At 67.1% G+C, this 23,912-nt stretch carries 26 protein-coding genes and 1 pseudogene; 14 read left to right on the forward strand and 13 right to left on the reverse strand.

From position 1 onward, the window contains the following. Positions 1-3: 3 nt before the first annotated feature. Together GPX89_RS25500 and GPX89_RS25505 are read left to right on the forward strand one after the other, a co-directional pair. Positions 4-1,467, forward strand: coding sequence for a cation:dicarboxylate symporter family transporter (locus tag GPX89_RS25500; RefSeq protein ID WP_157390191.1), 1,464 nt, complete (start codon positions 4-6; stop codon positions 1,465-1,467). A 10-nt stretch (positions 1,468-1,477) separates the two neighbouring features. Further along, positions 1,478-2,650, forward strand: a complete 1,173-nt coding sequence (locus tag GPX89_RS25505; RefSeq protein ID WP_328602315.1) for an enolase C-terminal domain-like protein — start codon at positions 1,478-1,480, stop codon at positions 2,648-2,650. A gap of 62 nt (positions 2,651-2,712) precedes the next feature. On the opposite strand, the gene GPX89_RS25510 is transcribed toward GPX89_RS25505, so the two are convergent. From GPX89_RS25510 to GPX89_RS25525, 4 genes are all read right to left on the reverse strand, one after another. Beyond that, positions 2,713-3,123 (reverse strand): hypothetical protein, encoded by a 411-nt coding sequence (locus tag GPX89_RS25510; protein ID WP_157390192.1) that lies wholly within the window; start codon positions 3,121-3,123, stop codon positions 2,713-2,715. A 569-nt stretch (positions 3,124-3,692) separates the two neighbouring features. After that, positions 3,693-4,043 carry a hypothetical protein gene (locus GPX89_RS25515; RefSeq protein WP_157390193.1) on the reverse strand — a complete coding sequence of 117 codons (351 nt, stop codon included), beginning with the start codon at positions 4,041-4,043 and terminating at the stop codon, positions 3,693-3,695. A gap of 91 nt (positions 4,044-4,134) precedes the next feature. Further along, positions 4,135-4,389, reverse strand: a complete 255-nt coding sequence (locus GPX89_RS25520; RefSeq protein ID WP_157390194.1) for a hypothetical protein — start codon at positions 4,387-4,389, stop codon at positions 4,135-4,137. 123 nt (positions 4,390-4,512) lie between these two features. After that, positions 4,513-5,880: an ABC1 kinase family protein gene (locus tag GPX89_RS25525; protein ID WP_157390631.1), complete on the reverse strand. Its 1,368-nt coding sequence runs from the start codon at positions 5,878-5,880 to the stop codon at positions 4,513-4,515. 181 nt (positions 5,881-6,061) lie between these two features. Here GPX89_RS25525 and GPX89_RS25530 point away from each other — a divergent pair, with 181 nt between their 5' ends. After that, on the forward strand, positions 6,062-7,612 hold the full coding sequence (locus GPX89_RS25530) for an acyl-CoA carboxylase subunit beta (RefSeq protein ID WP_157390195.1): 1,551 nt from the start codon (positions 6,062-6,064) through the stop codon (positions 7,610-7,612). Positions 7,613-7,685: 73 nt separating this feature from the next. Here GPX89_RS25530 and GPX89_RS25535 read toward each other — a convergent pair whose 3' ends face one another. Together GPX89_RS25535 and GPX89_RS25540 are read right to left on the reverse strand one after the other, a co-directional pair. Beyond that, positions 7,686-9,089 (reverse strand): lipase family protein, encoded by a 1,404-nt coding sequence (locus GPX89_RS25535; RefSeq protein ID WP_328602316.1) that lies wholly within the window; start codon positions 9,087-9,089, stop codon positions 7,686-7,688. A 146-nt stretch (positions 9,090-9,235) separates the two neighbouring features. After that, positions 9,236-10,069: an acyl-CoA thioesterase domain-containing protein gene (locus GPX89_RS25540; RefSeq protein WP_328602317.1), complete on the reverse strand. Its 834-nt coding sequence runs from the start codon at positions 10,067-10,069 to the stop codon at positions 9,236-9,238. A gap of 128 nt (positions 10,070-10,197) precedes the next feature. Here GPX89_RS25540 and GPX89_RS25545 point away from each other — a divergent pair, with 128 nt between their 5' ends. The 4 genes from GPX89_RS25545 (at position 10,198) to GPX89_RS25560 (ending at position 12,171) form a co-directional block, all read left to right on the forward strand. After that, the gene (locus GPX89_RS25545; RefSeq protein WP_198347589.1) at positions 10,198-10,626 is read left to right on the forward strand and encodes an SRPBCC family protein; all 429 of its coding nucleotides are present in this window, start codon (positions 10,198-10,200) and stop codon (positions 10,624-10,626) included. Between the two features lie 28 nt (positions 10,627-10,654). Continuing rightward, the gene (locus GPX89_RS25550) at positions 10,655-11,242 is read left to right on the forward strand and encodes a hypothetical protein (RefSeq protein ID WP_157390196.1); all 588 of its coding nucleotides are present in this window, start codon (positions 10,655-10,657) and stop codon (positions 11,240-11,242) included. 70 nt (positions 11,243-11,312) lie between these two features. After that, positions 11,313-11,558 (forward strand): hypothetical protein, encoded by a 246-nt coding sequence (locus GPX89_RS25555; protein WP_157390197.1) that lies wholly within the window; start codon positions 11,313-11,315, stop codon positions 11,556-11,558. Between the two features lie 364 nt (positions 11,559-11,922). Further along, the gene (locus GPX89_RS25560; RefSeq protein ID WP_157390198.1) at positions 11,923-12,171 is read left to right on the forward strand and encodes a hypothetical protein; all 249 of its coding nucleotides are present in this window, start codon (positions 11,923-11,925) and stop codon (positions 12,169-12,171) included. Positions 12,172-12,263: 92 nt separating this feature from the next. On the opposite strand, the pseudogene GPX89_RS25565 reads toward GPX89_RS25560, so the two are convergent. Together GPX89_RS25565 and GPX89_RS25570 are read right to left on the reverse strand one after the other, a co-directional pair. Next, positions 12,264-13,152 (reverse strand): annotated as a pseudogene (locus GPX89_RS25565) (helix-turn-helix domain-containing protein). Positions 13,153-13,238: 86 nt separating this feature from the next. Then, a complete protein-coding gene (locus tag GPX89_RS25570) occupies positions 13,239-13,469 on the reverse strand; it encodes a DUF397 domain-containing protein (protein ID WP_157390199.1) in 231 nt (76 codons plus the stop codon). Between the two features lie 395 nt (positions 13,470-13,864). Between GPX89_RS25570 and GPX89_RS43940 the strand changes: the two genes are divergently transcribed. After that, positions 13,865-14,041: a hypothetical protein gene (locus GPX89_RS43940; RefSeq protein ID WP_207710602.1), complete on the forward strand. Its 177-nt coding sequence runs from the start codon at positions 13,865-13,867 to the stop codon at positions 14,039-14,041. 149 nt (positions 14,042-14,190) lie between these two features. Further along, complete coding sequence (locus GPX89_RS25575) at positions 14,191-14,484, forward strand: hypothetical protein (protein WP_157390635.1); 294 nt, start codon at positions 14,191-14,193, stop codon at positions 14,482-14,484. 71 nt (positions 14,485-14,555) lie between these two features. Here the strand turns inward: GPX89_RS25575 and GPX89_RS25580 are convergent, their stop codons facing one another. Next, complete coding sequence (locus tag GPX89_RS25580) at positions 14,556-15,338, reverse strand: GntR family transcriptional regulator (RefSeq protein ID WP_157390200.1); 783 nt, start codon at positions 15,336-15,338, stop codon at positions 14,556-14,558. 174 nt (positions 15,339-15,512) lie between these two features. Here GPX89_RS25580 and GPX89_RS25585 point away from each other — a divergent pair, with 174 nt between their 5' ends. Further along, positions 15,513-17,546 carry an APC family permease gene (locus tag GPX89_RS25585; protein WP_328602318.1) on the forward strand — a complete coding sequence of 678 codons (2,034 nt, stop codon included), beginning with the start codon at positions 15,513-15,515 and terminating at the stop codon, positions 17,544-17,546. Here GPX89_RS25585 and GPX89_RS25590 read toward each other — a convergent pair. Next, positions 17,518-18,240, reverse strand: a complete 723-nt coding sequence (locus GPX89_RS25590; RefSeq protein ID WP_157390202.1) for a polysaccharide deacetylase family protein — start codon at positions 18,238-18,240, stop codon at positions 17,518-17,520. The genes GPX89_RS25585 and GPX89_RS25590 overlap by 29 nt on opposite strands. Before the next feature lie 7 nt (positions 18,241-18,247). Beyond that, the gene (locus GPX89_RS25595; protein ID WP_235947995.1) at positions 18,248-18,607 is read right to left on the reverse strand and encodes a winged helix-turn-helix transcriptional regulator; all 360 of its coding nucleotides are present in this window, start codon (positions 18,605-18,607) and stop codon (positions 18,248-18,250) included. A gap of 58 nt (positions 18,608-18,665) precedes the next feature. Between GPX89_RS25595 and GPX89_RS25600 the strand changes: the two genes are divergently transcribed. From GPX89_RS25600 to GPX89_RS25610, 3 genes are all read left to right on the forward strand, one after another. After that, complete coding sequence (locus GPX89_RS25600) at positions 18,666-19,442, forward strand: SDR family oxidoreductase (protein ID WP_157390203.1); 777 nt, start codon at positions 18,666-18,668, stop codon at positions 19,440-19,442. Between the two features lie 186 nt (positions 19,443-19,628). Beyond that, on the forward strand, positions 19,629-20,270 hold the full coding sequence (locus GPX89_RS25605; protein ID WP_157390204.1) for a LysE family translocator: 642 nt from the start codon (positions 19,629-19,631) through the stop codon (positions 20,268-20,270). A 179-nt stretch (positions 20,271-20,449) separates the two neighbouring features. Continuing rightward, entirely contained in the window at positions 20,450-20,803 is a 354-nt protein-coding gene (locus tag GPX89_RS25610; protein WP_157390205.1) for a hypothetical protein, read from the forward strand. A gap of 3 nt (positions 20,804-20,806) precedes the next feature. Here the strand turns inward: GPX89_RS25610 and GPX89_RS25615 are convergent, their stop codons facing one another. Both GPX89_RS25615 and GPX89_RS25620 read right to left on the reverse strand, forming a co-directional pair. After that, the gene (locus tag GPX89_RS25615; RefSeq protein WP_157390206.1) at positions 20,807-22,147 is read right to left on the reverse strand and encodes an oxygenase MpaB family protein; all 1,341 of its coding nucleotides are present in this window, start codon (positions 22,145-22,147) and stop codon (positions 20,807-20,809) included. A gap of 4 nt (positions 22,148-22,151) precedes the next feature. Further along, positions 22,152-23,171 carry an oxygenase MpaB family protein gene (locus GPX89_RS25620; RefSeq protein ID WP_157390207.1) on the reverse strand — a complete coding sequence of 340 codons (1,020 nt, stop codon included), beginning with the start codon at positions 23,169-23,171 and terminating at the stop codon, positions 22,152-22,154. A gap of 65 nt (positions 23,172-23,236) precedes the next feature. Here GPX89_RS25620 and GPX89_RS25625 point away from each other — a divergent pair, with 65 nt between their 5' ends. Beyond that, the gene (locus GPX89_RS25625; RefSeq protein ID WP_235947997.1) at positions 23,237-23,896 is read left to right on the forward strand and encodes a TetR/AcrR family transcriptional regulator; all 660 of its coding nucleotides are present in this window, start codon (positions 23,237-23,239) and stop codon (positions 23,894-23,896) included. Positions 23,897-23,912 lie beyond the last annotated feature (16 nt).

The raw sequence follows: 23,912 nt of genomic DNA on the forward strand, positions 1-23,912 counted from the left end.
GACATGGACGCCCACGGGCTCACGGGCCTGCCCGCCACCGAGCCGCCGTCCGGGCGCGCACAGCCGCCCACCGGCGACACCGGGTCACCGGCGAACATCCCGACACCACCCCCGGACATCACCGCAGGCACCTCCGGGGCGGCCGATACCCCCCGGGCGGCCGGTCCGAAGGCGCGTGGGCGTCGGCTGATCGCGAGTACCAGCCTCCAGGTGCTGGTCGCTGCCATCGCCGCGGCCGTATTCGGCATCGCCGCACCGCATTACGCGGCCGGGCTGCAACCGCTGGCCAATATCTTCATCTCGCTGGTGCAGCTGGTCATCGCGCCGATCGTCTTCCTGGTCATCGTCACCGGGATCGTGACCGCCGGGGAACTGAAATCCGTCGGCCGGGTGGCGCTCAAGGCCCTGCTGTACTTCGAGATCGTCACCACCATCGGCATGCTGCTCGGCTTGGCGGCGGTGAACCTGCTGCATCCCGGCAGCGGCGTGCCCAAACCCGGACACGCCTCCGACCAGCTCTCCAGCTATGTCAGCGCCGATCAGCACAACACCTCGCTGACCGCGTTCCTGTCGAAGATGGTGCCCAGCAACGCGGTCGGCGCGTTCGCCACCGGCGGCGTGCTGCAGGTGCTGATCTTCGCGGTGCTGTTCGCCGTCACCCTGCTGATGCTGCCGAAGACCGTCTCGGACCCGATCACCCGCGCCTGCGCCGTGCTGAGCACCGTCTTCTTCAAGATGATCGCGCTCATCATGCTGCTCGCCCCGATCGGCACCTTCGGGGCGGTGGCCGCCACCGTCGGGAAGTACGGGCCCGAAACCCTCACGGCCCTGGTCAAATTGGTGCTGGTCTCGATCCTGGCACTGGTGGTCTTCATCCTGGTGGTGCTCGGCATCGTGGCGCGGCTGGCGGGTTTCCGGCTGCTGCGGCTGATCCGGGTGCTGCGCAAGGAGCTGCTCGTCGTGCTGGGCACCGCGTCCTCGGAAGCGGTACTCCCCCAGCTCATGGAGCGCCTCGAGACCGTCGGCTGCCGGCGCAAGGTCATCGGGCTGGTCGTCCCCGCCGGGTTCTCGTTCAACCTCGACGGCGTCGCCGTGGTGGTGCCGATCTGCGTGATCTTCATCGGGCAGGTCTACGGCGTGCCGCTGACCGGCGGCGATCAGCTCACCCTGTTCGCGATCTTCCTGGTGCTGTCCAAAGGCACGGCGGGCGTCTCGGGTTCGGCGTTCGTGACGCTGGCCAATACCGTCGCCGCCACCAGCCTGGTGCCCATCGCCGGTCTGGCCCTGGTGCTTTCGGTGGATCGCTTCCTGTCCGTGGCCCGCGCGGCCACCAATGTGCTCGGCAATGCCGTGGCCACGGTGGTGGTGGCGCGCTTCGAACCCGACGGGCTCGATCGCGGGATCGCCGCCCGCGAGATCGGCATGCGGCCCGCCAAATCCCCTGTCCCCCAACCCGAACAACTCTGAGGAGAGATCCGTGCCCCGCATTCTCGCCATCCACGAAGGCACCGTCCCCATCAGCTCGTCGATGAGCAACGCGTTCATCGACTTCAGCGCCATGGACTGCTCCGTCGTCGCCGTCGTCAGCGATGTCGTCCACGACGGGGAGCCCGTCGTCGGCTACGGCTTCAACTCCAACGGCCGCTACAGCGCCGGGGAGATCCTGCGCCGGCGGGTCATCCCCCGCCTGCTGGCCGCCGACCCGGACCAGCTGCTCACCGCCGATGGCCGGGCGGTGGATCCGGTCAGGGCCTGGGATGTCATGACACGCAACGAGAAACCGGGCGGCCACGGTGAACGCTCGGTCGCCGTGGGCGTCGTCGACATGGCCCTCTACGATCTGGCCGCCAAACTGGCCGGACTCCCCCTCTACCGATGGCTGTCGCAACAGTACGACCTGGGCGAACCCGACCGGGATGTGTTCGTGTACGCCGCGGGCGGCTACTACGCCCCCGGCAAGGGCCTGACCCAGCTCCAGGACGAAATGCGACGGTTCCTGGATCAGGGTTACGACGTGGTCAAGATGAAGATCGGCGGCGCGGATCTGGCCGAGGACCTCAAACGCGTCGAAGCGGTGCTGGACGTGCTCGGCGGCGACGGCTCCCGGCTGGCCGTGGACGCCAACGGCCGCTTCGACCTCGACACCGCCCTCGACTACGGCCGCGCTCTCGCGCCCTACGAGCTGCGCTGGTACGAGGAGCCGGGCGATCCACTGGATTTCGCGCTGCACGCGACCCTGGCCGAGCGGTACCCGGGACCGCTGGCGACCGGCGAGAACCTCTTCTCCCGCATGGACGCCCGCAATCTGCTGCGCTACGCGGGCATGCGTTCCGATCGCGACATCCTGCAGTTCGATCCGGTACTCGGCTACGGGCTGGTGGAGTACCTCCGGATTCAGGAGATCATGCGACAGCAGGGCTGGTCCTCGCGCCGCTGCATTCCGCACGGCGGACACCAGTTCGCCCTGCACATCGCCGCGGCGCTGCACCTGGGCGGCAACGAATCGTATCCGGGTGAATTCCAGCCCACGGGCGGCTTCGCCGACAATGCCGTCATCGAGCACAGTCGAATTCGATTGTCGGACACGCCCGGTATCGGATTCGAGGACAAGGCCATGCTGTACAACGTCTTCCGCGCCCTGCACGACTGACCAGTACTGCCCACCGTCATTCCACGCGCTGAAAACCCGTGTCACACAGAGGACATGGGTTTTCAGTTGGAACGAACGTAGCTGAAACGCCTACCGTCTTGATCGAGGGAATTGAAACTCGCGACCTGCGTTCCCGGGGCCGGACATGCGAAGGTCACGCTCTTGACCATCGAGGTTCCGGCTCCACCTTCGCGCATACGCAGCGTCGCGGAGAATCCCCCGGTCGGAATGACGGCGTACGTGCCCTCGCCGTTTCCCAGACCGGTACTCCGAAAGGCGATACCGCCCTCTCCGTCGAAACTCAGCACATTCGAGGAGTCCTCGGTGGCAGTGAATTCCCCGCGATAGTCACCGAGTGCCGCACCGCAGGACCCCGCGCTCACGCCGGGCGGCGCCAGGACGGTCACCGCGCCACAAAAGGCCAGCGTGATGGCCGTTTCCAGAGCGATCCTCGCGCCCTGCCCAGCAGTCATACCGCACCCTCCCGGTCGAGTCCTTGCGGGCAAGTTGACCGGACAACCGGGCGAAACAGGCGCAGACACGCCCGTTCGTTATCGAAACGTGTGCTGGCACAGTACATAACACAATGATCTGAAAACGGACTATTCCGACCGATTAGTCTGCTTGCTGCACAAGCGAATTCACACACCTGTACAGATGATCAGCAGGTCGCGACACTCCCGGGAGTGCCGGAATCCCACCAATTGCGTTGAGCTGGTTCTACCGTCGTTGAGCATGACACGAAAGAAAGCCATCGGCCTGCTAGTCGGTGTGTTCGTTTGTGCCACCGTATTCACCTTGAACCCGTCCGCGGCATGGGGCTCCGGCGAAATCGGAGTACCGCCCGCGACCCCGGGAGCTTCCCCTCGCGCCTCCACGCCCGCGGGCGGCGGTGCCGGAGCTCCCCCGGCCCCGGAAAGGATCGTCCCAGTGCCGCCGCCCAGTGGCGGATTCCTCTGCCCGACCCCGTGACGTATTCCGCCGACGAAGCCGGAAACATTAACTCCCAGAACGGAAGAAGTGGCGTTTCGGAACTCGGTGTTCAGGCCGCGATGGCGGACGACAGCCCGCGCAGCGTGGCCTGAACATCCTCGACATCGACGACCAGGCGGGTGATCTCCGAACCCGCCAGATCGATCAGCACACCCCGGCCGTCGAATCGCGTATCCCAGAATTCCTTACGACCCTTGCCCCGGAAGATCCCCGCGGCGATCACGCCCGGAAAGAAGGTCCCCGGCGTCCGCACCCACGGCGGACGCAGATCCACCGGCGCCGGCGCGAGCCGCTTGACCTGCGATAGATCGAAACTCACATGGTCACGCAGCGCCAGGAAGCGGTGAGCCCCGGTGACCCGCACCGTCACGGTGGTTCCGGTGACGTCCAATTCGACCATTTCCGCACCTCACGCGCTCGCCCGACACTGTCTCGCCATCAACAGTGCCGGGCGTTTCTGGTCGTAGCCTGTGGGTTTCCTGGCCGTTCTCTCAGGCTTTCCCACCCAGGTCGGTGACCATGCGTGCGGCCTGCGCCCGCAGATCCTGGCTCAGCTGATCCGCCTGCGCCTTCGCCTCGGCGCGCAGCTGTTCGACCTCGGCCCTGGTCAGCCGCTGCGGCTCGGCCTGCTCCGCGGCCATCGCGTGCGCCTTCACCGAGGCGGCGCGCATGATGCGCTCGGCCCGGGTGCGAGCCTTGTCGGTGTGGCTGGCGATCAGTTCGCTCAGCACGTTGTAGTTCGTCATCGTGGTTCTCCTCGTCCTCGGGCCGGAGCTGGTGTTTCCGGCTACGAGAAGAACAATGGCGGCCCACGCTGACAGGACGCCGACAGTGCGCCGACGACGGAGATCGCCGTCGGCGCGGGGCTGTCAGTCGACGGGCAGCGTGACGCCGTTCTCGGCGGCCTTGGCGGCCACCTCGGCGGGGAAGATATTGCGGAACAGGTACAGGTCGCGGCCGAGCTTCCAGCCGGGAGCCAGGGCCACCGCGTAGCGCTCGAAGTAGCCGAGCTGCTTGCCCATCATCACCAGCTGCTGCGGGCCGGACGCCCCGCGGCGCTTGCCGAACTCGAGCAGCCGGGCCGAGACCACGCCCAGGTCCAGTTTGTCGAGGCTGCCCGAGAGCACCGGGCCCAGCGCGACCGCGAGCTGGCGGCCGATGGTGGCGTCGTCACCGCTGTCGTCGGAGACCAGGTCCAGCTTGCGCAGGGCGCGGGCGACGGGACGGAAGTCGTTGTCGATGGAGCTGGCGAAGAACAGCGCGCGCACGAACTCGCGCCATTCGTTCTCCATACGGCCCACGATGCCGAAATCGAGCATGGCCACCCGGCCGTCGTCGAGCAGCCACAGGTTGCCCGCGTGCACGTCGCCGTGGAAAAGTCCGTGCACCGCAACCGATTCCATCCACGCCTTGACCAGGCGGCGGATCAGCAGCTCGGGTTCGGGATGCGCGGCGCGGATGTCGTCGAAGCGGTCCAGGGGCATGCCGCGCATGCGTTCCATGCACAGCACGCGCGGGGCGCAGTAGTCCCAATACACCTCGGGCACGGCCACATTGGTGTTGTCGCCGAAGGCGGTCAGGTGTTCGCGGGCGCGGCTCTGGTTGTCGGCCTCGATGAGGAAGTTGAGTTCGGCGACGGTCGCCTCGTACAGATCCCGCACCACCGCTTGGGCATTGGCGACGCGGGCGTTCTCCGAGCGCTTCTCGAGCGCGCGCGCCAGCCGCATCGCCGCGCGCAGATCGACGATCATGCGCCGGGCGATCTCTGGCCGCTGCACCTTCACCACCGCGGGCCGGCCGTCGGCCAGCACGCACGCGTGCACCTGAGCGATCGAGGCGGCCGAGAGCGGCTCGTCGTCGAATTCGCGGAACAGCTCCGAGATCGGCTTGCCCAGATCGGCCTCGATGATGGCCCGGGCGTCCGCGGCCGGGAAGGGCGGCACATCGTCGAGGCAGCGCAGGCAGGCGTCGGCCAGTTCGCGCGGGAACGCGCCCGGCGAGGACGCGATGAGCTGGCCCAGTTTCACGAACATCGGGCCCAGCGTCTCGAAGCCGTCGACCATGCCCTCGGCCGCGGCGCGCTTGCGCTTGGACGGGCGTAGCCCGCCGCGCACCACGCTGCTCAGCACCGATCCGCCCAGCACCGCACCCACGGTCGCGGTCCGCCGCCACTCCGAGAACCCGAAGGTGTCGAGGTCGGGGCGGATCACCTCGGGCGTCCCCACTCGCACTGTCATAGGTGAGCTCACGGGGCGCAGTGTATCGCTGACCTTGCTAACAGCGCGGCACAGGTTACCGACACGTTCAGTGGTTCGTAATCGACCATGCACGGTACCGTGGCAGGTCGAGTCGCGATCCGGCTCGACACGGGCACGATCGGGCCCGACCTGATGTTGGCTGAAAGGCAAGACCGAGGTAATGACGGGTACAGCGGAAAAGCTGGCGGAACTGCGCAAGCTCCTGGAGATCGCCGAAGAACCCACAGGCGAGAAGGGCATCCAGAAGCGAATCGCGAAAGGCGTCGCCAGCGCCCGAGAACGGGTGAACATGCTGCTGGACCCGGGCAGCTTCGTCGAAATGGGCGCGCTCATGCGCTCGCCCGGCAACCCCAACGCCCTCTACGGCGATGGTGTGGTCACCGGCCGCGGCATGATCGACGGCCGCCCGGTCGTGGTCATCTCCCACGACTCCGGTGTGCAGGGCGGTTCGGCCGGTGAGACCTTCGGCCGTCGCGTGCGTCTCGTCATGGACTTCGCGTACAAGAACGCGTGCCCGGTCGTGGTGATCAACGACTCCGCGGGCGCGCGCATCCAGGAGGGCGTGACCGCACTGGCCTGGTACGCCACCATGTGCCGCCTGCAGGAGGACCTGTCCGGCTACGTGCCGATGGTCGCGGTCATGTTCGGCAAGTGCGCGGCCGGTTCGGTGTACGGGCCGGTCAACATGGACGTGCTCGTCGCGACCGACAAGTCCTACATGTTCGTGACCGGTCCCGAGGTCATCAAGGGCATCACCGGCGAGGACATCAGCGCCGACGAACTGGGCGGCGCGGCCGTGCAGGCCCGCAACGGCCTGCTGCACCACGTGGCCAAGAGCGAGCGCGACGCCCTGCAGTGGGCCCGTGACTACCTGAGCTACCTGCCCAGCAGCTGCCTCGAACAGCCGCCGATCGTGAACCCGGGCCTCGAGCCCGAGATCACCGACTCCGATCGCGAACTGGACCGGATCATCCCGGACTCCGATCGGCAGGGCTACGACATGCACGAGGTGCTGTTGCGCATCTTCGACGACGGCGAGTTCTTCGAGATCCAAGAGGCGGCGGCGCAGAACCTCATCACCGGGTTCGCCCGCGTGGACGGCCACCCCGTCGGTGTCATCGCCAACCAGCCGATGGTGCTCGGCGGTGCGCTGGACGCGGCGTGCTCGGACAAGGGCGCGTACTTCATCCGCCTGTGCGACGCGTTCAACATCCCGCTCGTCTACGTGGTCGACACCCCCGGCGTGCTGCCGGGTGTCGAGGAGGAGCGCATCGGCGTCATCAAGCGCGGCGGTCGCATGTTCCGCGCGCTCATCGAGGCGACCGTTCCGATCGTCACCATCGTGACCCGCAAGGCGTACGGCGGCGGCTACGCGGTCATGGGCTGCAAGCAACTGGGCGTCGACATCAACTTCGCCTGGCCGACCGCGCGCATCGCGGTCATCGGCGCGGAGGGCATGGTCACCGTCACCGGTAAGAAGCAGCTCGCCGCGACCCCGCCCGAGCAGCGCGAGACCGTGCGCAAGCAGATGGTGGACTTCTACAACGCGCTCATCGACAACCCGTGGGTGGCCGCCGAGCGCGGCTACATCGACGGGGTCATCGAGCCGTCGTCGACCCGCCTCGAGATCCGCAAGGCCCTGCGCCTGCTGCGCGACAAGGGCGCGGTGCGCAAGCACAATCCGCGCAAGCACAACCTGTTCCCGATTTAACCAACTCCCGGGGGCTCGCAGGGGCTTGCCCTGAAACCCCTGTCCGGGACGCGTCCGAAGCGGTTGCCCGCGTTCAACATTCGTTGGGCGCGGGCACGCCTCGTAATCGCTGGTCCAGCCAGGTCAGCGATTCCGGGAAGCCGGTGACCGCGCCGATGAAGTGCTCGCCCAGCACGTGGCGATACACCGCGGGCACGCCCAGCGAGCACTGCTCCTTGTAGAGGTTCTCGGCGCCGATCGCCGGGACCCAGAACTCCTGGTCGCCGTTGTAGATGAACAGCGGCACCGGCGATTTCTTGCCGTCCATGCGAGTCACGGCATAGATGTCCTTGGCCAGATCGCTGTCGAGCGGGTCCGGGATATTGGCGGCCAGGTCTATCGGCAGTTGCAGCAGGCCCGGCACCGCGAAGATCTCGCCGCACTGGCTGTTGAGGAACGACACCGCGGCCCATTGCGCGAGATGGTTCATGCGGGCCAGGATTTCGGGGCGTTCGCGACCGATGCCGAAGACCGCGCCCATGAAGACGCCCGAGGCCAGGTTGGCGTTCATGCTGTGCGCCAGCAGGCTGAAATCGGCGGGCACACCGCCCAGGGCCGCGCCGACCACCGCGTCGGAAAGCTCGGGGGCGTATTCCGACATCAGCTTCACCGCACCGTTGGTGGCGATGGCGCCGCCGGAGTAGCCGATCATGCCGAACTTGCTGTCCCCCAGCTCATCCGGCAGCTGATAGCGCACGGCGCGAATGGCGTCCAGGATGGCGTGCCCGGCCACGACGGGGTCCGCGTAGGCCATGCGCGGACCCTCGTGATCGGTGATCAGCACCGCGTAGCCGCGCAACAGCGCCAGCTGGGTGGTGGGCAGGATGTACCCGGTGAAGTTCGAGGCGCGCGAGAAACCGTGCGCCATGGTGTAACTGGGGTTGCAGTCGCGGCCCAGCGCGTCGATGGGCAGATTGTTCACGACCACCGGGCGCTCCCCCGGCCCGGTCCAATCACCCAGCGGCAGTACCAGAGTGGCGATGCCGTAGGACGGCTCGTCGTGAGAGTCGTTGGTGCGGTATTTCAACTGCAGCACCTGCCGCACCGGCACGATCAGAGGAAGTGCGGCCGTGGCCGATACGTCCCGGACCGAGACGATGCCGCCCGGGTCGTAGCCCTCGAGCCCGTCGGGCCAGTCGTCGACGAAGGAGTCACCGATGGCGGCGGGCATGGCCGCGGCCCGCAGCGCGGCCAGATCCGGTGTCAGCTCGGCGGTGTCGACCAGTCCCGAGTGCTCGGGCGCGGGCGTGAGCGCGGGAGCGGGGATCACCTGGTCGATCCAGCGTTGGATGTCGTAGAGCGAAATGCCCGGCGGGCCGGGCGGAATCGGCGAGCCGGTGTCGGGTGGTTGCGCGAATCCCGGTGCGGCCCCGTAACCGACGATCGCGCAGCATCCGATCATCAAGGCACCGGCGATATTTCGCAGGCGACGCAGCACAACACCCCCACGGATCAGATTGTCGGCGGTTCGGGCAGCTCCTCATCTCTCGCGCGCCCGAGCCTACGGTGACAGACCTGTCCGACACTCCGGACTCGCGCGTTCGAAGCCACATCGAGACCGGTCCGTGCCCAAACGGGCGCAAATCAGCTCCGTCGGCGCATCACCATGTCGAGTTGGGCATTGCTGATCTGGCGTCCCGCGTTGGACAGCGAGGTCACCATGGCGCTGCCGAAGGACCCGCTCCGGTCGAACAGGGTCGCCACGCCGACGGCCATGCCGTGCTCGCTGAAGTGGCTGTCGGCCTCGACGCCGATCTCGGTACCCACCGGCTGCCGCGAAAGGCCCAGCGTCATATCGGTATTGATGAACCCGATGCCCTTGTCGCCCCAGTTGGTCATCATGCTGGTCGCCTCGGCCACCACCGCGACCCGCACGAACGGGGTCAGCTCCTCGCCGCTCACCACGCGAATCGGGTTCTGCCAAGTGCGCTTCCGGCGGTTGTTCTCGTGCTCGGTGGGCACCGAGTTCCATACCGGCGAGTCCTCGCCGCTGTTGAACAGCGGCACCTGCGGCAGCAGGGAGGGCGGCGCGAGCTCGAGCGACGGCGGCTGCGGTTCGCGTTCGCGGTGCCAGAGCTCGCCGGGCGGCTGCTGGTCGGGCTGCAGCAGCACCGCCGAGGCCCGCGCGGCGATCTTCCCGCCCTGCACCACGCTCACGTCCGCGACGCGGATCCGGCGGCCGTCGCGCACCCGCACGGTCGGCGTGGTGGTGTGCTCGAAGCGGGCCGCGCTGAACAGGTCGACGGTCAGGCGCACCGGCACGAAACCGTCGGTGGCGTGTTCGCGTTCGAGCTCGCGGGCCAGCAGGCCCGTCAGGGCCGGGCCGACGACCTGCGCCTTGGACCATTCGCTGGCCGCGTGCGGAGTGGGGAAGAACCCGCCGTCCACCTCGTCGAAATACGCGGGCACTGCTTCCACGGCACCGGCTCCCGTCCACTCTGGTTGATCAATCCACTGTTTCCAGAGCTAACACATTCGTGAAACCCGTTTCAATCCAGGGTCCGCTGGCCGGGTCGTGCCAGGACGCTGAGTCGTATTATGACGAAGTGTTGGAGGTGACCAGCGAAACCACCGCGGACCGCGTCCGCACCTGGACCGCACTCACCGCCGTGACCGACTGGCCGCACTGGACCGCGTCGATGACCACGGTGGAACCCCTGGACTCCGGACCGCTCGGCCCCGGCAGCCGGGTGCGGATAAAACAGCCCGGCATGCCCGCCTTGGTCTGGACGATCACCGACTTCCGCGAGGGCGTCGAATTCACCTGGGCCGCGGCCTCGCCCGGCATTCGCACCGTGGCCGGCCACCGCCTGGATCCGACGCCCGAGGGCGGCACCCGGATCACGCTGGCCATCGACCAGTCCGGCGCGCTCGCGCCGCTGGTGCGCGCGCTCACCGGACGACGCACCGAACGCTACGTCCGCATGGAGGCGGCGGGCCTGGCGGCCGCGGCCGAACGCGCGCTCCCGGATTAGCCCGCCCGATCACGGGTACGCCAGGGGTATGGCCCGCGCCATCGACCGGCTGCTCGACACCGTCACCCGCACCCTGCACGTCCTGCGCGACAACGACATTCCGTGCGCCCTCACCGGCGACTACGCGATGTACGCGCGCGGCGGGCCGGTGACCGAGGTGCACTCGGAGGTGGACGTGCTGGTGCGGCCCGCCGATCTGGCGCGCGGGCTGAGCGCATTGGCCGCGGCCGGGCTGCGGCCGCCGCTGCCGATCGCCGACCCGGAGCGAACCACGCTCTACGACCACGACATTCGAGTCGATCTGGTGTCCCGGCCCAACTACCGTCCGGTCACCGACGAACTGCTGGACCGCGCGGACGCGTTGCTCCTCGGTTCCACGGCCGCACCGGTGGTCACCGTGGCCGACTTCCTGGTGGACGAACTCATCGTGGCCGATCCGCACCGGCTCGATTTCACCCGCCTGCTGCACATCGCCCGGGAATTGCGCGCACAGATCGATTGGGGGCGCGTGCGGGCCGAAACGGGGGCCTCACCCTACGCGCGCGCGTTTCTCGGCCTCCTGGACGATCTGGGCGTCAGTGACGGCCGTTGTGAACAAGGCTCTACAGCCGTGTGATTCGTATGTACCCGCTCGGGTACCCGGCTGTAATCGGTACCCGCATTACCCCGGAGAAAGGACAGCGAGGATGCCTGTCGCTCCGAACGCCTGCGCTGACACCCGCAATCTGCCCGGACCGATTCTGGCCGCTGCCGGAATCGTCGCGATCGCACTGACTTTGACGACCGCCGGCTACGGATCACTGACCTGGTGCGCGCTGTCCGCGCTCGCGAGTGTGCTCTGTCTGCGTTTCGGAATCGGCCTCATGATCATCGAACATCGCCGGGTCAAAGCCGCCAAGCGGCGGGACTCGGCCCGTCAGGACCGGATTTGAGGCGTGTCCCCGCCGGCGGCGAAGAGTGTCACGGCCCAATTTGATCTTCCGCTAATTCCTGGAAAAAGCGGAACAGTCGGGTCCCCCTGGAAGTTTCGATCGGAAATACCAAGACAGCCCCTGACGGCCTCGTCCGTGCCGAATGCAACCTTTTGCCAACCCTTGTTTCGCAAACTCATAGCATCCCGAAAAGTGCTCTGACGCTGCGAATTCGATGTTGCAGATGTACTTGCATCTGCGCAATGCACGGTCATAGACTCGTCGTGCAAGGCACCAATAAGGGGACAACCAGAGAGCCGAGCGGTGAATCACCGGCGATTCTTCGCCCACGGTTAGCCGTCGGCCTGGCGTCAGGGGCGTTCGAATGAATCAGCCAATCAACCTCAGCCGACTCGGGTTTGCCGACAGAAGTCAGCCGGAGCAAACCTATTCACGCGAGACGGCAACCGCTTTCGTCATCCGCCAGGTCGAATCCACTGGAGCGGCCACTCGGTATGATTTCGACATCGAGCGGATCGTCACCACGGCGCATGCCATGGTGAACGATTGGGATCTGCATTCCATGCAACCGGAGGCGTTCTGGCGCATCGCCTCCAGCTTCATCAGGCAGTAACCGAATCCGGCCGTGCCGCAGGCCGACTCGTCCGGTCGGCGGCACGCTGACAGGGGCCCCGCGAGGGGCCCCTTATCCATGTGTGGAGACCTCTAGTCGAGGCTCTCGGCTATCCTCGCTAGTTCTTTGCGGGAACGTTCCGGCGGCTCGGCCTGGACACTCAGCTGATCCATGACCTGGCGGTACAGCTCCAGATCCTGGCGACGATCCAGGTACAGCGCGCTGGTCAACTGCTCCAGATACACGATGTCCGGAAGTTCCGGTTCGGCGAAGCGCAGCATGGTGAACGAACTGCCGGCTGCCGCATGCCCTCCCGCCGCGTACGGCAGCAGCTGGATGGTTACGTTCGGCAGCTTGGACATGTCGATGAGGTGCTCGATCTGACCGCGCAGCACACCCGGACCGCCCACGGGACGGTGCAGCACCGCCTCGTCGAGCACGGCCCAGAAACTCGGCGCGCCGTCGCGGGTGAGTAGCTCCTGGCGGCGCCGGCGCAGCGAGACGCGGCGCTCTCCATCCGCGTCGTGCCCGAGGGCCACGACCGAGCGGGCGTAGTCCGGGGTTTGCAGCAGACCCGGGACGAGTTGCCCCTCATTAGGTGCGAATGGATTTCGCCGCGTGCTCGAGACCTAGATAGGTTTCGAACCAGGGTGGGAGCAGGTCGCTGTAGCGATGCCACCATCCCGGTTGGTTCGCCTTGCGAACCAGATCCAGGAACTGCTCGAACTCGCCGGGATCCGTTACGCCGTACAGCGACAACAGATCCCGGATGTCACGCTCCTTGAATCCGGTTCGCCCGAGTTCGAGGCGACTGATCTTGGCATGGGACCCGCGGATGTGTTCACCCGCGGCTTCCCGCGTAATACCGCTGAGTTCCCTCAGCTTCCGTAGTTGGCTGCCGACCGCGATACGCAGTGCAGTCGGGCCACGTTCGGCGACAGCGGAATCCGCCCGATCGTGGGCAACGGGTTCTGCGATCATGGGGTCCACTCCGATGCTCGGGTTTGCCGTCAGTGGACTCACAACCGTCTGTCGCGAACCACCGCGCCGATTGCCAATGCTACCGCTCAGCGCGCGAGGTCGTCGAATTCTCCGCTCTTCGCGCCTCGCAGGAACGCGTCGATCTCCGGCCGGGTGTAAACGATCAGCGACCCCTCCGGGTCGCGGGAGTTGCGCACCGCCACCTGCCCGTCGGCGAGGGGGGCGAGCTCGACGCAGTTACCACTGGGGTTGCTGAAGGTGCTCTTGCGCCACAACAGATTAGAACGATCGATCGGGGTTGCCGAGATTTCAGTCATTTCCGACTCCTTGCCAGTACCGCCCGCAGACGGTGGTCCCAGTACTTGCAAATGTTCGATCAGGTGTACTTACAGTTGCAACCGCAAGCACGACGATAGCACGCAGATAGCCCGGTATCGATGGCTCGGAGTCGGCATATCCTTTGCAACACAACATATTTGATCTTGGTTTGCGCAAAGGCCGAGCGAAGTTGCGAAGAATTCCAGACAAACCCGGCCCGTCGGTCCCCTTCGCCCGATTAGCCCCGAAGCTGCTGTCCGAAAAGTCACGTGACGCCGGAATCGCCGCTCGACACCGATTGCGAGCGTGCAGATGTGCTTGCATCTGCACGATCCGGAACCCTAAACTCGGTGCACCATCCACCCTCATCGGCCAGAGGCATCCAATGACGCAGATGCTCGTCCGTTCCACCGATTCCGCGGCAGACAGCTCCGCTGACTGCGAGATCGAGCCGCGATCGCTCACCTACCGCCAGGCCCGCGCCATCCTCCGCGCGCACGACCAGCACTTCGCCTGCCGGCAGTACCTGGCGGCCGTAGCGTATCTGTCGGCCGACAACGACGTGGACTGAGGGCGCGCCGTCCGCAACCTTGCGTTCGCGCCTTCCGCGTAAGGCGGCTTGCGCGACATTCGAGTTCCCCTGCGCACCAAGCCCTTGCGTGTCAGCGGGTGGGGCGGGTACTCCGGATGGAGAAGAGCCCACACGTGGAAAGCGCCGAGATGATTCTGACAGCCACCCACGAACTGCTGATCCAGATCCAACACGCACAGATCTTCAACCCCACGCCCGAGCAGCCGCCGGTGGCCGACAAGCTACTCAAGCTGGTCCGCTATTTCACCTGGTTCGTGCTGCTCTCCGGGATACTCGCGATCACCTACGCGGGCGGTCGCTTCGCCTGGGAGAAGTGGAGCGGCGGCGCGGTCACCGCGCCCAAGCAGGTGGCCGGCGCGCTCGTCGGCGGGATCGTGGCGACGAGCGCGGGCACCATCATGAATGCGGTGATCGGACAGTAAATTTCTGTCCAGTGGGGTTGTCTGAGACGAAACCGACCCGTCTGATTTGAAACGGGTGTGACCGGATCAGCTCAGGCGGTCGCCGCGTGCCCGGCGATCTCGTCGGACTCCTGCCCGGCGACGCCCACCAGTTCCTCGAAGCGGGCTACCACCTTGCGGTGGTACATGCCGAACAGATCCTCGAACAACGCCAGCTGCGCCTGACTCGGCCCGCCGTCGGACTCCCACACCGCGACCAGCGCCCGCCACACCAGCACATGCAGATCCGGCGAGACCGCGAAATACGCCTCGACCGCCTCCGGCACCTCCAGGACCATCTCGCCGATGGAGTTGAGCACGGCCCGCTGCACCGTGTGCCCGAGCGCGGTCAGCAGCCGCCGCAACAGTCCCAGTTCGATCGCGAGCATCTTGCCCGGGTCCGGATCCGTGCCGCGCGCAAGGACTTCCAGTTCGTCGATCGCGTCCTTGAGGACGGCCGGATCGAGGCCGCGGTCGCTGCCGGTGTAGGCCAGCAGGGCCTCGAGCGCGATGCCGCGTTCCTCGTCGACGATATTGCCGAACATGTCCGCGGCGATCTCCGGCGCCGGCATGGACAGCCGGAACAGCCGGCGGTACACATCCACGCCGCCTTCGGCACGCACATCCCGGATGACGAATCCCTTGCCGCGGTAGGCGTCCACGAAGCCGTAGGACTCCAGCCGGCCCAGAATCAATTGGGCCGTCGCGCGATTGAGGTCGAATTCGTCGGCGACCTGGCGGACGGACGGCATCAGACCACCGGGCTCGTACTCCCCGGATGCCACGCGGCGCGCCAACTCATCGGCAACGTCGGCGACGACCGTCCGGTCTCCCATCGTGTCACCCTCCATCAATCTTGTTCACGTCCCAGACAGTCTAGGTGGTTGTTGGATCAACTGCACAAGTCTCGACAGTCGCAACAAGAAGCACCGGACTCTTAGGTATCTTTACGAAATCCATACGGCATGGGGTTCCGATTCATACGGTTTTCGCGCATTAGGCTCCCCAGCGTGGTTTCACCGATCGACGTAGCCAAACGACTCGTGCTCGGGCGTCCGTTTCGCAGCGATCGGCTCGGCGAGACGTTACTGCCCAAGCGGCTCGCGCTGCCCATTTTCGCCAGTGACCCATTGTCGTCGGTCGCCTACGCCACGCAGGAGATCCTGCTCATCCTCACCCTCGGCGGGCTGGCGTATCTGCATCTGACGCCCATTGTCGCGGGCGGGGTCGTGGTGCTGCTGGCGGTGGTGGCGCTGTCGTATCGGCAGGTGGTGCAGGCCTATCCGTCCGGCGGCGGGTCCTACGAGGTGGTGGCCGAGAACCTCGGGGCGCTGCCGGGCCTGGTAGTGGCCGCGGCGCTGCTGGTCGACTACGTCATGACCGTCGCGGTGTCGGTGGCCGCGGGAGTGGACAACATCATTTCCGCGATACCGGATCTGAATCCGTATCGGGTGGCCATCAATATCGGATTCATCGTCTTTCTGACCGCCATGAATCTGCGCGGGGTACGGGAATCGGGACGGGCGTTCGCGATTCCCACCTACGGGTTCATCATCGGCGTCTTCGTGCTCGTCGCCGTCGGCCTGGGACAGACGCTGCTCGGGCACACGCCGGTGGCCGAGAGCGCGCACTACCAGATCCACGCCGAACAGGTCGGGCTCTCCACCGCGGGCGTGGCGTTCCTGCTGCTGCGGGCCTTCTCCTCCGGCTGTACGGCGCTCACCGGCGCGGAGGCCATCTCCAACGGGGTGCCGGCGTTCCGCAAGCCCAAGGCGCTCAATGCCGCGCGCACCATGACGGCCATGGGCGTCATCGCCATCGCCATGTTCTCCGGGGTGACGGCGCTGGCCATGATCACCAAGACGCGGGTGGTCGAGAACACCTGCGATCTCATCGGATTCGAGGGCAACTGCCGGACCGACGCGCAGAAGACCGTCATCGCGCAGATCTCGGCGGCGGTGTTCGGCGGGCACAGTCCGGCGTTCTACTACCTGATGGTGACCACGGCGCTGATCCTGATCCTGGCCGCCAACACCGCCTACAACGGCTTCCCGCTGCTGAACTCGATCCTCGCGCAGCGCCGCTACATGCCCCGGCAGCTGCACACCCGCGGCGACCGGCTGGCCTTCTCCAACGGCATCATCCTGCTCGCGGTGGTGGCGGGCGGGCTGATCTACGCCTTCAACGGGTCCACCACGCGGCTCATCCAGCTCTACATCCTGGGTGTGTTCACCTCGTTCACGCTGTGCCAGACGGGCATGGTGCGGCATTGGAACAAGGAACTGCGCAGGGCCGAGGGCACCTCGGAGCGATTGCGAATCCACCGGGCGCGCTTGATCAATGCCTTCGGCGCGTGCTTCACCGGGGTGGTGCTGGTGGTCGTCATGATCACCAAGTTCACCCACGGCGCGTACCTGGTGGTCATCGCCATCCCGATCCTGGTCGCGGTGATGTGGCTGATCCACCGGCACTACTCCTCGGTGCGGGCCGAATTGACCATCGACCCCGACGACCTGGAGACCCTGCCGGGCCGGGTGCACGCCCTGGTGCTGGTCTCGGGCTGGCACAAGGCCACCCAGCGGGCCGTCCAGTTCGCGCGGGCCACCCGGCCCGACACACTGACCGCGGTCACGGTGAACGTGGACGACGCCGACACCCGCCAACTCGCCCAGGACTGGGACAAGTACCACGTCGGTATTCCGCTCAAGGTCATCGAATCGCCGTATCGCGAGATCACCCGGCCGGTGCTGGAAGAGATCAAGCGCCAACGCAAGTCGCGACCGCGTGACGTGGTGAGCGTCTTCATCCCCGAGTACGTGGTCGGGCGCTGGTGGGAGAACCTGCTGCACAACCAGAGTTCGCTGCGGCTGAAGGCGCGGCTGCTGTTCGAGCCGGGTGTGATGGTGACCAGCGTGCCGTGGCAGCTGCACTCCTCGCACGCGCGCGACATGATGCGCGTCGAGCATTCGCCCGGAGAGATCCGGCGCGGCATCACCGGCGGCGACGCCTCTCCGGTCAATGCGAAATCAGCTGGGACACCGTGACGAAGGTGTAGCCCCGATCCTTCAGGGCTCGGGCGATGCGGGGAATGGCGGCCAGCGACGGGGTGCCGGTGGCGTACATGACGTGCAGCAGGATGATCGAGCCGGGGCGGACCTTCGACAGGGTTTCGGCGACGATCTCGTCGGTGGTGGGCGTCTTTCCGGAGTCGGGTTCGACGTCCCAGGTGACCGTGGTGCGGTTGTGGTCGGAAAGGTAGAACGGCAGCGCGAACAGCTTCTTGCCATTGGGCGGGCGAAAGGTGATCGGGCCGCGGTAGCCGGTTTTCGCGATCTCGGCGTCGGTGCGCTCGACCTCGTCGCGCACGAAGCCGGGGGTCACGAAGATCATGCGCTGATGGTGGTACGTGTGGTTGCCGATCTCGTTGCCGGACTCGGCGATCGCGCGGCCCTGCTCCGGGTGGGCGGCCAGTTCGCCGCCGATGAGGTAGAAGGTGGCCGGGATGCCCGCGTCGGCAAGGGTTTTCAGGATCTCGGGGGTGCGTTCGCTCGGACCGTCGTCGAGGGTGAGGGCGACGAGTTTGTCGGCGGTGTCGACGCGCGGCACGAGCCGTCCGGCCACCTGGTAGGTGCGCGAATTCATCAGGACGTACAGGCCGACGCAGGTCAGGGTCAGTAGCACCAGCGTGAGCGCACCGCCGATGAGCAGCTTGCGTTTCCGACCGTTCCTGCGAGTCATACCGTTCCTACGAGTCGTCGGTTTCCCCGGCGCGCTCGAGGTTACCGGCCCAGCGCTCCGACCACCGCCACACCGGTTCCAGGGCTCGGCCCAATTCCGTTCCGGCGGTGGTCAACTCGTAGGACTTGTCGGCTCGTTTGACCACCACGCCCGCCTCGGCGAGGCGTTGCAGGCGCACCGAGAGCATGCTCGAGGAGCAATTGCCCATGCGGCGGCGCAGCTCCAGGAATCCGAGCGCGCCGGGTTCGAGTTCCCAGACGATCCGCAGCATCCAGCGCTGGCCGAGCAGGTCCATGGCGGCGAGCAGGGCGGTCGCCGAGCTGTCGGCGCGGCTGTTCGCGTGCGGGGGCTGACTTGCGCTTCTCATTTCGAACTACCATATTGGTTCTAAATCAGAAGCGTTCGAGCGGGCCGGAGGTATGGGAATGACAGCGACGACGGGCGGTGGCGAGCCGGGCGGACAGCGGCGAATCGTGCTGATCACCGGCTCTTCCCGGGGCATCGGCGCGGAAACCGCGCGGGTGCTGGCGGGGCGCGGCGACCACGTGGTGATCAATTACCGGGAGAAGCGCAAACGCGCGGAAACCCTCGCCGAGGAGATCATCGCGGCGGGCGGCAGCGCCTCGGTGGCCGGCGCCGACATCGCCGACCCGGACAGCGCCCGCGGCTTGATCGATTCCGTCGTCGCCGATTTCGGCCGCCTGGACGTGCTGGTGCTCAACGCCTCCGGCGGCCTGGAACGCGACGCCGCCCCCGACTACGCCATGCTGCTGAACCGCGACGCCCAGACCCGCCTCACCCGTCTGGCCCTCCCTCACTTCCCGGCGGGCGGCCGCCTGGTCTTCGTCACCAGCCACCAGGCCCACTTCAGCGCCACCCGCGAGGTCCCGCCCGGCTACGGCCCGATCGCCGCCAGCAAGCGGGCGGGCGAGGACGCGCTGCGCGCCATGAGCGGCGAATTCGCCGAGCGCGGAATCGGTTTCACCGTCGTCTCCGGCGACATGATCGACGGCACCATCATCGTCCGCCTGCTGGAACGCCGCGACCCCGAGGCCGTCACCGCCCGCCGCGACCACGGCGACCTGCCGACCGTCGAGGAATTCGCCACCGCCGTCGCCGACGCCACGACCTCCGACACCGCGCGAGGCCACACGATCTACGTCGGCGGCCGGGACTACCTCCTCGACACCGCGACCTCCTGAGGCCGCCCGGCGGGCAGCGAGATCAGGGAGCTCTCAGCGCGGGAAATCAGACAAAACTCCGCACCTACAGCTCCTTGATCTTGATCGCTACGAATTCCTGCGCCCGGGCATGCGTCGGGGGTGCGAAGTCGGGGCTGGAATCGAATTACGCTGGCCCGGGCCGTGGTTCGGTGTCAGCATCGATCCATGCCGCACTGGATCGAAGTCCTGCCCGCCTTCACTCTCGCCTGCTTGATCCTGGCCGCCATCCCCGGTCCGGCCACCGCGCTGTTCCTGCAGCGGTCGGTACGCGACGGGCGGGCCGCGGGGCTGGCGGCGGTGGCGGGCAATGAGATCGGGGTGTTCGGCTGGACCCTCGCCGGCGGCGCGGGCCTGTCGGCACTACTGGTCGCCAACCGCGTCCTGAACATCGGCATCCACGTGCTGGGCGCGATCGTGCTGATGTGGCTGGGAATCCAAGCCTGGCGCGGCGCCCGGGGCGAGGACGCGTTCGGCGCGGCCCTGACCAAGGCGCTGCCCGGAGGCAGAACACCCGCCGCGGCCTTCCGTGCCTCCCTGATCTCCATCGCCGCCAACCCCAAGGCCGCCGTCTTCGGGCTGACCATCCTCCCGCAATTCCTACCCGGCACCGGCCCGGTCCTGCCGACGGTCCTGATCCTGGCCGCGATCCAACTGCTCATCGACACCGCCTGGTGCGTCGGCGTCGTCCTGGCCGCCGACCGAGCCGGAACCTGGCTGCGCCGCACCGGCATCCGCCGCCGCATCGAACGCGCCCTCGCCGCCGTCCTCGTCGGCCTGGGCATCGGCCTGGCCACCGACGCCCGCTGACGGAAACGCCGGGATCGCGGCTTCGATCGAACGGTCGGCCACGCGAGATGCATGCGCAGAACCTTTCGGTGGTACCGCGGTCCCTCGGTGCCGGTTCGGCGTGGCGGAGCAGACCGCACGGGATGACCATGGTGGTATCGGGTCCGGCGCGGGTAAGGCTGTGGTGAGGAGGTGTGGACATGGTCAATGACGTGGAGAAACGGTGGAACGATCCGTCGATGTTGCGGCATGCGACCCGTTATGTGCTGGCTGTGCTCGGGCTCGCCACGGTGGGTGCGGTGATCACCATCGTGTGGGCCTCGGCGCGGCCGCGGTGTCTGGATGCCGGGTCGATGTTGTGTGATGGCACCTCACGAGGGGTGGTCGGGCTGGTGCCGGGCGTGATTCTGCTCGCCGGGGGAATCGGAGCGCTGGTGCTGGCCTTCCGGGCGTGGCGGGCCGAACGGGCGTGGCCGATCTGGCAGGGCGTGGGGTGGTTCCTGTTCACGTTGATGGTGATTTACCTGAGCATTGTGGGGACCCAGGGGGCATAAGTCTCAGACCGCGCAGCGAGGCGCTTCGGCAGAAGCGTCGTGGTGGTCGAAAGGCGTGCCGCGAATGCCGACCCGGGCGGCCAGGTAGCGGGCCAAACGGGTGTTCCGGTCCCACATGGGGTCGATCTCGCGGGCGCGGCGGATCATGCGGGCGCGGGCGCCGGGCAGGTGGTCGTCGAGGGTTCGGGCGCGGACTTCGGCGGTGGCGGCCAGGCCGACGAGTCGCGAGAACGGCCGCAGGGGAACCGATTTCAGTGGGGTGTCGGCCAGCAGGGTACGGACCAGAGGTTCGCTGCTGTAGTAGGCCAGCGCGCCGAGCAGCGGTGCGGTGGCGGCCATCCGGACTCGGCCCGCGGGGGTGGAGTCGGTGAATCGGCGGGTCGCGGCACCGGCCATGATCGCGGTCCACTGCGGGGCCACACCCGCGGTGGCGACCATGTAGTCGGCCTGTTCCATGCCCTCGGCGGCCGAGCGCGGGATGAGTTCGTCGGCGACGCCGAAGACGTAGGCGATGTAGGACCAGTAGTGCATGACCGCGTCGAATTGCCGGGTGCTGCGGCGGCGGCCGTGCACGTGGTCGAAGCACATCGGTGACAGGCCGAAGGTGACGGCCGCGCCCATGGTGGTGGCATTCGAGATGGGATTGCCGTGCCGCGCGAAATGCTCGTCGCCCCAGGTGCGGCGGAGCATGGCGCGGACCTGGGCGTGCATGAAGCGGACTCGGACGGTGTCATGGAAGGTCGGGTTGCGGCGTTCGAGCGCACGGGGTGCGGTGACGCTGCGGAACCAGACCGAGGATTCGAGGCCGCGCCGGTAGGGGTCTTTGACGAAGCGGCCCGTCTGACCGACGGCCGAGGCGACCTCCGCACCGACGAAGGTACCCATGAAATCCTGCACGCCCATGGCCATCTTCCCGGCGAGGGAGACGTTGATCCACAGTCGGCGGCCGTATTCCCACAGGTCGGGGTCGTACCAGTCGGGCGGATTGTCCAGCAGGGCGAAGAGATTCACCAGCTCGGGCGGCGGGTCGTCGAGGCTGTCGATGCCGTGGGCGAGGGCCTGGTTCAGCATGCGCCGACCGCCCGCGGAGCCGAGCCGGCCGAAGGCGGCGACGAGCGCGTCCATCGGTTCGTCGCCCTGCCAGAGGTGATCGGCCATGAGCCGGGCGCGCGGGGTGTCGACCGGTTCGGGCCGCACGTCGATCCACGGTCCCAGCATGGCTTTTCGCGGTTCGAACCACAGTTCCGAGGGCACCGCGCGCGGCGGTGGCGGGCGCAGTGGCAGACCGGGACGGTAGTAGTAGTCGTAGGGGTGCGGCCGGGTGGCGGCGAGTTCCTGCGTCATGGCGTCAAAACCCTGTCAGCTGGCGGAATCTGGTGATGGAGTCGGAGCCGCGATCGGCGTGGACCGGGCAGTAGTGCTTGCCCTCGGCGCGGTGTTCGGCTGCGGGCCACAGCATTTCGGGCGCTTCGGGCGGACCGAGTCGGGCGGGGCGCTTTCCGGCCACGCGACGGCGGGCGGCGTGAATGCGGGGGAAGAAGTATTTGATACCGTCGGGCGTCACCCGGTTCATGGCCGACAGCGTCGCGCAGAGGCGGTCGAAGCGGCGCTGGTCGCGGGCGGTCCAGGTGAAGCCCATGGTGCGGCGGATCTCCGGATCACACAGCCCGATCGTGACGAACTTGTAGAAGTGCCCGCCCGCGGGGCGGATCAGATGCTCCCACAGGGGTTTCGGCAGCTGCCGGACCAGCGGGAACGGCGGGACGGGCACGGTGTCGACGAGGTCGAAGACATCGCGGGCCGCCTTGGTCGGTTCCAGGGTGTCGCGGCACATGTCGCGCCAATAGCGCTGGAAGGCGGGCCAACTCGTCGGCACCACCCGCATGCTCATGCCGTACAGCTCGTACCAGCGGTAGTGCTCGCGCCAGAGTTGTTCGCGCTCAGCCTCGCTCAACCCGCCCATGAACAGGTCCGCCGCGCGCAGGTTCTGCACGAAGAACACCGCGTGCGCCCAGTAGAAGGTGCCGGGGTCGAGCGCGTGGTAGCGGCGGCCGCGCGCGTCGACGCCCTTGATGTCGCGGTGGTATCCGACGATCTCGCGGGCGGTGCGCTCGGCGCGCTCGCCGTCGAACACCACCCCGTAGATCGGATACAGCGATCGCAGAATCCGCTGGTAGAACTCGTCGTGGATCTCGGAGTGGAATTCGACGCCCGCGCCCAGTCCGGGATGCATGTTCTGCACCATGCCGACGAACAGCGCGCTGGGCAGGAAATACAGCGATCCGAAGGTCTTCCAGGTCAGCGAGTCCGGTCCCAGCGGCATCGGGTCGTGCTGGGGCTCGCGCGTCATTGCGCTCTGTGACACCATGATCCAACGCTGACACGAATAATTGCTCGCATTCAATTCGCATTCCGAATCTCCCCCGAAACGCCATGACATCGAAACGCCGCACCTCGAAAACCCCTGCTATCCCGACCCGCCGGACTCCGCAGCAGGATCGTTCGCGCGCCATGGTGGCGCGCATCGTCGACGCCGGGCAGCGGGTGCTCATCACCCACGGCTACGACGGCGCCTCCACCAATCGCATTGCCCTGGCGGCGGACATCAGTCCCGGATCGCTGTATCAGTACTTCCCGAACAAGGACGCGGTGGTCGCCGCGGTGATCGAGCGCTACACCCGCGAGGTGGCCGAGCGTGTTCGCGCGCGGGTGCTGTCGAATATCGGGAAGCCGCCGGAAGTGTCGGTGCCGGAGACCATCTCGGATCTCATGGACGCGCTGGGCAATGACCGTGAACTGCTGCGCGCCGTCGTCGAGCAGACGCCGCGGCTGTCGGCGGACGCGCCGGTGGCGGCCTTCGAGCAGCAGATCGGCGAGCTGGCCCGGGTCACCTTGTCCATGGGGTTGTATCCGATTCCCGAGGATGTGGACGCCGACGCCGCGGCCTGGATGCTGGTGCGCGTGGTCGAGCATCTGACCATCCGGTACCTGCTCGACGGGCCGCCGATTCCGCGTGAACGGTTCCTGGCCGATATCACCCGGCTGATCCTGAACTTCTTCCGGGAACCGCCGGTGCGAGCCGAACGCGAGTAATCAGACCGGATGGTCG

Origin of the sequence: Nocardia terrae (assembly GCF_009760405.1) — a bacterium.
Taxonomy (GTDB): domain Bacteria; phylum Actinomycetota; class Actinomycetes; order Mycobacteriales; family Mycobacteriaceae; genus Nocardia; species Nocardia terrae.